Genomic DNA, 8,300 nt, shown 5'->3' on the forward strand with positions numbered 1-8,300 from the left:
GCCCTTGGGGCGCCGCCCCGGGCCGCCGGCGGGGTGGGTGTGGGTCTTTTCCACTCACCCCCCCCCCCGGGGGGGGGGGCCGCGGCCGCCCCCGCGACCAAGGTGACGGCGGTGCTGCGCGCGGAGGGTCTGGTCGAAGCGAGGGTCGGTGCGGGCACCGTGGTCAGCGCATCCGGTACGTCCGTGGCCGGCCCGGTGATCACCCGGGCGCCGCGGCGTCCGGTACCCGCCGGCGGCGAGCCGCAGCGTGAGCGTCTACTGCGCACGGCCATCGCGATCGCCGATACCGAGGGGCTCGGGGCGGTCTCGATGCGCCGGCTGGCGGCCGAGCTCGGCGTCGGCCCGATGTCGCTGTACCGGTACGTGGCGAACAAGGACGAACTACTGACCCAGATGGCCGACGCGGCGTTCGGGGAACTCGACCTCCCGGAGCCCGGTGTGCTCGGCTGGCGCGCGGATCTCGAGCGGATCGCCCGCCTGCAATGGCAGTTGTGCCGACGGCATCTCTGGCTACCCCGGGTCGTCTCGTTCACCCGGCCCCTGCTCGCGCTCAACACGATGGCGCAGACCGAATGGGTCCTTCGTGCCCTCGACGGGTCGGGGCTGTCCGCGGAGGTGCGGATGCGCGAAGCCCTCACGTTGCACTCGCTTGTCCTCGCCGCGGCGCTGTCGGTGGCGGAGGAGGTCGAGGCCGAACAGAACACCGGTGTCACGCTCGACGGATGGCGGACGGCAGCGCGTGCCCGCGCTCACGAGCTGCTGGGCACCCGCCGATTCCCCCTGCTCGCGGCGACTCCGGAGGAGACGGCCGCGGATCTGGACGGACTGTTCGAATACGGACTCGCACGGCATCTGGACGGATTCGCCGTACTGCTCGCGGACCCGGCCGGCAGCTGAAGCGCCGTGCCGGCGGGGTCGTGCCGGGTTAAACTTTCACCGCACGGTTTTCCAGCTCCGAGGGTCGTCGTTCAGCAAGGGAGTCCGGGCGGATGGATCGCCGGAACACGGAGATCAGCCGGCGCAGCGTGTTGTGTGCGGCCGGCGCCGGGATCGCACTCACCGTACTGGCCCAGCCGATACAGGCGGGGCCGATCATCCGAACCGTGGCCGCCCGCCCCGGAACCGCCGCACAACGGGCGGATCTGGCCGAGCGGGCGATCGTGACGCGGCATGTGCGCACCCTCTGGGGACTGCCGCGTACGCAGCTGGGCGCGCTCACCTGGCCGGGTTCGTTACCGGAGCGGTCGTTCATCCGGTGGCACTACTGGTGGCAAGCTCACCTGCTCGACTGTGCAGTGGACGCCGCGTACCGTGCCCGTACCCCCGAACGCGTCGACCGGGTCGCTTCCCTCGCGCGCGGTATCCGTGCCCGCAACATCACCGGCTGGACCAACCGGTACTACGACGATATGGCGTGGCTGGCGCTGGCGCTCGAACGGGCCGACCGGTTGCTCGGTATCCGGTTCGGCGACGCCGTCGGGGAACTGGGGGCAGCCCTGATCGAGGGCTGGAACCCGGCTGTCGGCGCGCTGCCGTGGCGGTTCGGCGCCGACTACTACAACGCCCCCACGAACGGTCCGGCCGGTATCGCGCTGGCGCGTCTGGGCTCGGTGACGCACGCCGGTCGGCTCGCCGATTTCCTGCACACCCGGCTGCGCGACACCCGTACCGGTCTGGTCCTCGACGGTGTCCACGAACCCGGCGGACGTGTGGACCGGACCGTGCACACCTACAGCCAGGGCGTGGCCATCGGCCTGGAAACCGAGCTGGCCGTCCGCACCGGCGAGGCCGGGCGCCGCCGCCGGGTGGCGGCGCTGGTCGCCGCGGCCGCGGCCGGGCTCACGGACGCCGGGGTGATCGTCGCGGCCGCCGAGGGCGATACCGGCCTGTTCATGGGGATCCTCGCCCGATATCTCGCGGTGGCCGCACTGTCCATGGGCGACACCACCGCCGAGGCCATCGTGCACGCGTCCGCGCGGGCGGCCTGGGATCATCGGGCGGAGGTGGAGGGGCTGCCACTGTTCGGTGCGGACTGGACCCGCGCGGTGACGGTGCGCCAGCGGCCCGGGGCATTTCCTCGGCTCCCGGACTTCTCCCCTGCTTCCGCGGCGAATCTGAGCCGCGATCTCTCGGTGCAGCTGAGCGGCTGGATGCTGTTCGAAGCCGATTACCGGCTCACCGCCGCGGGATATTGAACTGTCGGCGCGGCCGGCTGTCGGGTGGACAGCCTTCAGGGGGCGCCGAGGCGTCCCGGCGGGAGTTCGCAGCCGCAGGATTCGCCGACGCCGAGGGAGACCTCCATCGGGCCGGACCGCTCGATGCCACGAGCACCGTCCGATGGGTCGAGCAGGCGGGCGAGCGCACGACGGGTGATGAGGTCGACCGGCTGGCGCACCGAGGTGAGGGTGATCTGCCCGAAATGGTCGGCGGTCGCGCCGTCGAATCCGACTATCCGGACATCCTCCGGTATGCGCAGCCCGGCGTCGGTGACCGCGCGCATCGCGGCGGCGGATTGGGCGCTGGTTCCGACCACCATGCCCTGCGGGGGCTCGTGGCATCCGCGCAGATAGGTGCCGACCGCGGTGTACGCGCTGGCGGCGGTCAGGTCGGTGCGGATGGCGTCGCCGTGGCCGCCGAGAGCGGCGACGAAGCCCTGGAATCGTTGCGCGACGGTTTCGCGGTCACCGTGGCGCACCTCCCCGGCGGTGAAACCGCCGACGAAAACGAGCTTCTCGCACCGGTGTACGTCGAGGAGATGGCCGGCGGCGAGCCGGCCGGCGCCGACGTGGTCGCCGCCGACGACCGGTACCTCGGTACCGCCGCGGCTGTTGTGCACCCAGACCACGGGGACCCGCGCCCGGGTGCAGATCTCGCCGGTGCCGGTGGCGTCGACCGCGCCGACGACGACGAGGCCGTCGATTCCGACATCGGTGAAGGCCGCGGCGAATTCGAGTTCGCGTTCCGGGTCGAAACCGGTGTTGCCCATCATCGTGAGATGGTCCCGCGCCCGCGCTTCGATTTCGATCCGCCCGGCGAACGCGCCGTACAGCGGCATCGTCATATCCGGGACCAGTAGTCCGATCTGCCGCCATCGCCGTGGCCGCCGCAGTGCCCGGGCAAAGCGGTCGGGCCGGTAGTCGAGTTCGTCCGCGGCGGCGAGGACTCGGGCACGGAGCCGTTCGGATACCGGGCGGGGCCCGTCGTTCATGACATAGCTGACCACCGCGGTGGAGGTACCGGCGCGCTTGGCGACATCGGTGAGAGTAGGGCGTTTCGAGCTCACGATCGATCCAGTCTCATTGCCGCGCACAGCTGTGCCGGAGGGTTTCGTTCACCCGGATTCTTACACTGGGCCCGCCGGCGCGGCCCTCCTACGCTAAACGATTAGAACGGTGACGAGCACGACCCACGGGCGTAATGAGCGATAGGTGAACTGGAGATATGGCATACATACGACCGGCGGGCGTGACCTACTGTGACCCCGAGAACGCCCGGGACGGTTACGTTCTCTTCACCGGCGCCGATTCGGTGACCCGGCTCATCGACCTCAACGGCACCGTCGTGCACGACTGGCCTTTCGCCGGGGTGCCGCCGCGCCTCCTCGACCCCGCACTCACCGGCGGCCGGCTCGGCGATATCGGAGTCCAGCTCTCCGACAGCGGTGACGCCCGCGGCGGAATCTACGCCAACGGCACCGTCGGCCAGCTCGATTGGGCCGGCGACCGCCTCTGGGAATGGGGAACGCAGGCCCCCGGCGGCGCGGCCCGCCAGAACCACGACTGGGAGCTGCTGCCGAACGGAAACCGGCTGCTGCTGGTCACCGTACCGCGGGTGGTGCCCGATCTCGGTGACTCGACCGTCGGTGACCAGGGCCTGTTCGAGGTGGACGAACGCGGCGAGATCGTCTGGCAGTGGCTGGCCGGTGATCACCTGCACGAGTTCGGGTTCTCCGAGAGCGGTTGGCAAGCTCTGCGCGAGACGGCGGCCCGGGATCCCGAGGACCCGTGGGGCTACCTCGAGATGAACAGCGCGAAATCACTGGGCCCCAACCGGTGGCACGACGACGACCCGGATACGGTCTTCCATCCGGACAACATCCTGGTCGGCTTCCGCAAGGCCAATATCGTCGCGCTGATCGACAAGACCTCCGGTGCCGTGGTCTGGAAGCTCGGCCCCTATTTCGGTGAAACCCCGGGAGCCCAGCACCAGCGGATCAACGCGCACAAGGTGCCGCGGCCGCTGGATCAGATCTCCGGCCAGCACAATCCGCACATGATCGCCGCGGGTCTACCCGGCGCCGGCAATATCCTGATCTTCGACAACCAGGGCGGTGCCGGATACCCGCCGGCCGCACTCGGCATCTACGCGGGTTCCCGCGTGCTCGAGGTCGATCCGCGGACCGAGCAGATCGTCTGGCAGTACACCGCCGAGGATTCCGGGCTGCCGTCGTGGACGTTCTTCAGCTCGTTCGTCAGCAACGCACAGCGGCTGCCGGGCGGTAATACGCTCGTCACCGAGGGGATGCAGGGGCGGCTGTTCCAGGTGACCCCGGACGGTGAGGTGGTGTGGGAGTACCACAGCCCGTACGAGGGTTACGGCGTCGCGGGCGAACCCGAGGTACGTACGCCACGGGTCCCCGGTGTCGACCGGCTCACCCGCACCCCGCTGGTCTACCGGGCACAGTGGGTGCCCTTCGAGTGGGTCCCGGCCGGTACACCGCACACTCCGGCCCGCGTCGTCGGGGCGCCCGGCCGGGGCAGTGCGGCGATATGACCACCCGGTCGATCCCGGCGCCCGCCGGAAACGCGGCGCCGGCCGCTCCGCCGGGCCGGGCCCGGCGCGTCCGGAGAGTTCCCGTGTGGCTCGCCCGGTTCGGAGCGCTGGGCTGGGCGATCGTCGGGCTCGGCGTGGCCGCGATCGGGTGGAGCCTGGTGGTGGCCAGTGGCGAGTTCCCGCGCGAACTCTTTCCCAGCGTTCCCGAGATCCTGGCCGCCGCCCGGACGCTCTGGACCGATGGGCTGCTGGCGGCGGATATCGTCGCCAGTCTGCGGCGGGCGTTCGCCGGATTCGTCCTCGGGGCGGCGGCCGGGATCGTGGCCGCGGTGCTCACCGCGACCACGGTGGTGGGTCGTAGTCTGCTGCAACCGGTGCTGCGGTTGCTGTCACCGATTCCGACCATCGGTCTCGTTCCGTTGGCGATTCTCTGGTTCGGCCTGGGGGAGAGCAGTAAGACGCTGGTCATCGCGCTCGGCGTCTTCGTACCGGTCTGGATCAACAGTCATGCGGGACTGGCGAGTACGCCCGCGGACTACCTGCGGGCCGCACGCTGCCTGGGGGCCGGCCGCGGGCAGATCCTGACCAGGATCGTGCTTCCCGAAGCGGCCCCCGATATCGCCTCCGGGCTCCGGGTGGGTGCGGCCATGGCGTTCGTTCTCATCGTCGTGGCCGAGATGACCGGTACCACCGCGGGTATCGGCTACCGCATCTACCAGGCGCAGCTGTTCTCCCAGGCGGACCGGCTCATCGCCTGCCTGATCATCCTGGGCATCATCGGGGCCGTATGCGATCTCGCGATCGCCGCGGTGACCGCACCGGTGACGCGCTGGGCCGCCGAGGAGCATTGAGATGACGATCGAGACCCACGACCTTGTCGTGCACTTCCCCGGGCAACCGGCGCCCACCCTGGACCGGGTGGATCTGACGATCCCGGACGGGTCCTTCTCCGTGCTCGTCGGCGCCTCGGGCAGCGGGAAATCCACTCTGCTGCACTGTCTCGCCGGGCTGATCACCCCCACCGCGGGGACGGTCACCGACAACGGCGAAGCCGTTGGCTCGCCGGGGCCGCGCCGGGGTATGGCTTTCCAGCGTGACGTCCTCTTCCCGTGGATGAGTGTGGCCGGCAATATCGATTTCGCGCTGCGGGCCGGTGCGGTGGAGGCCCGCCGCCGTCGCGCCCGCATCCCCGAACTTCTCGACCTCGTCGAACTCGCGCCCGAGGTGGGCCGGCGCCGGCCGAATGAACTCTCCGGCGGGATGCGGCAGCGGGTCAGCATCGCGCGGATGCTCGCGGGCGAACCGGCCGTGATGCTGATGGACGAGCCGTTCGCCGCGCTGGACGCACTGACCCGCCTGAAAATGCAGGATCTGGTCATCGATCTGTGGACCCGCCTGCACCGCACCGTCGTCTTCGTCACCCACGACATCGATGAGGCGATCCGGCTGGCCGACACGGTCAGCGTGCTGCGCGACGGCCGCATCGTCGAACAGCTCACCAACCCGCTCACCCGGCCGCGCCCCGCCGACACGCTCGCCGAACAACGGGGATACAGCGAAATCCGCCGGGCACTGCACCACGAACTGGGCATCGACCACGATGCCCCGTCGGTCCGTCATTGAAAGAGAAAGCCGCATCATCGTGAAGATCCGTCTCGGGCGCCTGCTGGCCGCCACCCTCACGGCCGTCGCATTGTCGCTGTCCGTCGTCGCCTGCGGGGACTCCGGCGGCGACGCCGATACCCTCACCGTCGGTTTCGTCGTCGACCCGTCGTGGGCGCAGATCCCCGTCGCCGTGGACGGGGGGTACTTCGACAAACACGGCGTGAAGGTCCAGGTCGTGAACTTCCCCTCCGGTATCGAGGCGTTGCAGGCCGTCTCCGCCGGCCAGGTCGATATCGCCACCGCCGCCGATGTCCCGACCTCGGCCGTACTGACGCGCTCCCCATCGTTGCGCGTGGTCGGTGACGGCGCGCGCTGGGAGGGGTCACGGATAGTCGCTCGCCGAAGCGCGGGTATCCAGCGCGTCGAGGATCTGGCGGGTAAGTCGATCGGCACCCCGCTCGGTACGAGCGCCGCTTACTTCGCGGCCGATACGCTGGCACAGCGCGCGGTGGCGGCGAATCTGGTGCAGGTCTCCCCGTCGGCGACGGTCACCGCCGCCACCCAGCGCAATGTCGACGCCGTATCGATCTTCCAGCCCTATCAGGCGCAGGTCGTCCAGGCCCTGGGCGCCGACGCCGTCGAACTCGCCGGCGGCAGCTACAGCCAGCACAGCCTCTACCTGGCGACCCAGGCGGCGATCGCGGCCAAGAGCCCCGCCATCACGTCCTTCTTCGCCGCGCTCGACGACGCGGGCGCCGAACTCGAGAAGATCTCCGATACCGCCGTCGCCGCGGTGGCCACCGCGACCCAGCTCGACCCCGGTCTACTGCGGGAAGTCCTGTCGCAATTCGACTTCACGCTGCAACTGGAACCGGATCTCGCCCCGAAGCTCACCGAACTCGGTACCTGGGCCGGCACGCAGGGCTCGATCGCCGCCGGAACCCGGCTCCCCGACTACGCGGGGCTTCTGGATGACCGATTCCTGCCGCGGAAGCAGTAGACCCGGAGCGGCCCCGCGCGTACGACGCACGAAGGGCGGGCCGCCGGGACACTCATTGCGGGAAGAGTGTCAGCACCTTCGACATCACCTCGCGGGCGACGTCATCGGTGGCCGAGGTGACCTCGACCACCGGAATGCGTGAGACGAAAGCGGTACTGCCGGAGGGCAATTCGGGTCCGACAACGGTCGAGTAGATCGGGATACTGCTGTCGTAGAGCGAGGTGGAGCGGAAGACGACGTGGTCGTCGATCTTCTCTTCGGTGCTGCGGGTCCGTAGCTGGTCGGGAACGCGGTAGTCGTACACCACCGTGACGGTTTCGTCCCGGTACCGGAACAGGCATTGGGTCAGCCGGCGCTCATCGGTATCGGCGGTGCCGGACAGTTCCGTGCGCACCGCGCACGGGTCGGCGCCGAGCAGTACCGTGGGCACGGTGTCGGGTGAGGTGCCCTGAGCCGGTGACTGCCGCCAGCGCTCGATCATGCCGGGTAGCACACTGCCGGCGACCGCGCACGAGTCGCGGTCCGGAGCCGAGACGCTGAGGTAGAAGGCGGCGCCTGCCGGGAAGCGGCCGGTGGCGCCGCAGGCACGTGGATCGCCGTCCCGGCCGGGGACGACCAGGGTGCTCACATCGCCGAGTTGTTCGCTGCGGCCGCGGTTCGGGGTGAGGGTGGGCAGCAGGGTCGAATGCCAGGTGAGCGTGGCGGCTTCACCCGCGGCCGCGGGGCCGAGGGCGGCCCGGCACGAATACAGGCCGACGGTGACGCTCTGGATATCTCCGAGTCCCAGCTCATCGAGGGTGTCGCGGGGGATCAACGCGCAGACGTCGATCTGCCGGGTCGCCGCGGCGACGGCCGCATGCCGCTGCGGGGTGGCGGCGGATTCCGACCAGAATTCCGGCGGCGGGGTGGGTGCCGCCGGAGC

At 70.2% G+C, this 8,300-nt stretch carries 8 protein-coding genes; 6 read left to right on the forward strand and 2 right to left on the reverse strand.

All coding sequences use genetic code 11. From position 1 onward, the window contains the following. Positions 1-111 precede the first annotated feature (111 nt). Positions 112-897, forward strand: coding sequence for a TetR/AcrR family transcriptional regulator C-terminal domain-containing protein (locus ACLML9_RS26145; RefSeq protein ID WP_411948006.1), 786 nt, complete (start codon positions 112-114; stop codon positions 895-897). A gap of 92 nt (positions 898-989) precedes the next feature. Beyond that, positions 990-2,195: a glycoside hydrolase family 76 protein gene (locus ACLML9_RS26150; RefSeq protein WP_411948007.1), complete on the forward strand. Its 1,206-nt coding sequence runs from the start codon at positions 990-992 to the stop codon at positions 2,193-2,195. Positions 2,196-2,230: 35 nt separating this feature from the next. Here ACLML9_RS26150 and ACLML9_RS26155 read toward each other — a convergent pair whose 3' ends face one another. After that, complete coding sequence (locus ACLML9_RS26155) at positions 2,231-3,283, reverse strand: LacI family DNA-binding transcriptional regulator (RefSeq protein ID WP_411948008.1); 1,053 nt, start codon at positions 3,281-3,283, stop codon at positions 2,231-2,233. Positions 3,284-3,441: 158 nt separating this feature from the next. Between ACLML9_RS26155 and ACLML9_RS26160 the strand changes: the two genes are divergently transcribed. Genes ACLML9_RS26160 through ACLML9_RS26175 form a run of 4 tightly spaced genes read left to right on the forward strand, consistent with a single transcriptional unit; the run spans position 3,442 to position 7,378 of the window. Continuing rightward, positions 3,442-4,773, forward strand: coding sequence for an aryl-sulfate sulfotransferase (locus ACLML9_RS26160; RefSeq protein ID WP_411948009.1), 1,332 nt, complete (start codon positions 3,442-3,444; stop codon positions 4,771-4,773). Next, positions 4,770-5,624, forward strand: a complete 855-nt coding sequence (locus tag ACLML9_RS26165; RefSeq protein WP_411948010.1) for an ABC transporter permease — start codon at positions 4,770-4,772, stop codon at positions 5,622-5,624. Before ACLML9_RS26160 ends, ACLML9_RS26165 begins: the two co-directional genes overlap by 4 nt. Before the next feature lies 1 nt (position 5,625). Further along, positions 5,626-6,396, forward strand: a complete 771-nt coding sequence (locus ACLML9_RS26170) for an ABC transporter ATP-binding protein (RefSeq protein WP_411948011.1) — start codon at positions 5,626-5,628, stop codon at positions 6,394-6,396. Positions 6,397-6,415: 19 nt separating this feature from the next. Then, positions 6,416-7,378, forward strand: coding sequence for an ABC transporter substrate-binding protein (locus ACLML9_RS26175; RefSeq protein ID WP_411948012.1), 963 nt, complete (start codon positions 6,416-6,418; stop codon positions 7,376-7,378). 52 nt (positions 7,379-7,430) lie between these two features. Here ACLML9_RS26175 and ACLML9_RS26180 read toward each other — a convergent pair. Beyond that, the coding region (locus tag ACLML9_RS26180) for a peptidase (protein WP_411948013.1) at positions 7,431-8,300 on the reverse strand (870 nt) is incomplete at its 5' end.

Source organism: Nocardia sp. NPDC002869 (assembly GCF_046764065.1).
Lineage (GTDB): Bacteria > Actinomycetota > Actinomycetes > Mycobacteriales > Mycobacteriaceae > Nocardia > Nocardia rhamnosiphila.

What these genes read in the sequence shown, in the direction of transcription:
- ACLML9_RS26150 (WP_411948007.1), top strand. Translation starts at nt 990, where the DNA reads ATGGATCGCCGGAACACGGAGATCAGCCGGCGCAGCGTGTTGTGTGCG.
- ACLML9_RS26160 (WP_411948009.1), top strand. Translation starts at nt 3,442, where the DNA reads ATGGCATACATACGACCGGCGGGCGTGACCTACTGTGACCCCGAGAAC.
- ACLML9_RS26165 (WP_411948010.1), top strand. Translation starts at nt 4,770, where the DNA reads ATGACCACCCGGTCGATCCCGGCGCCCGCCGGAAACGCGGCGCCGGCC.
- ACLML9_RS26170 (WP_411948011.1), top strand. Translation starts at nt 5,626, where the DNA reads ATGACGATCGAGACCCACGACCTTGTCGTGCACTTCCCCGGGCAACCG.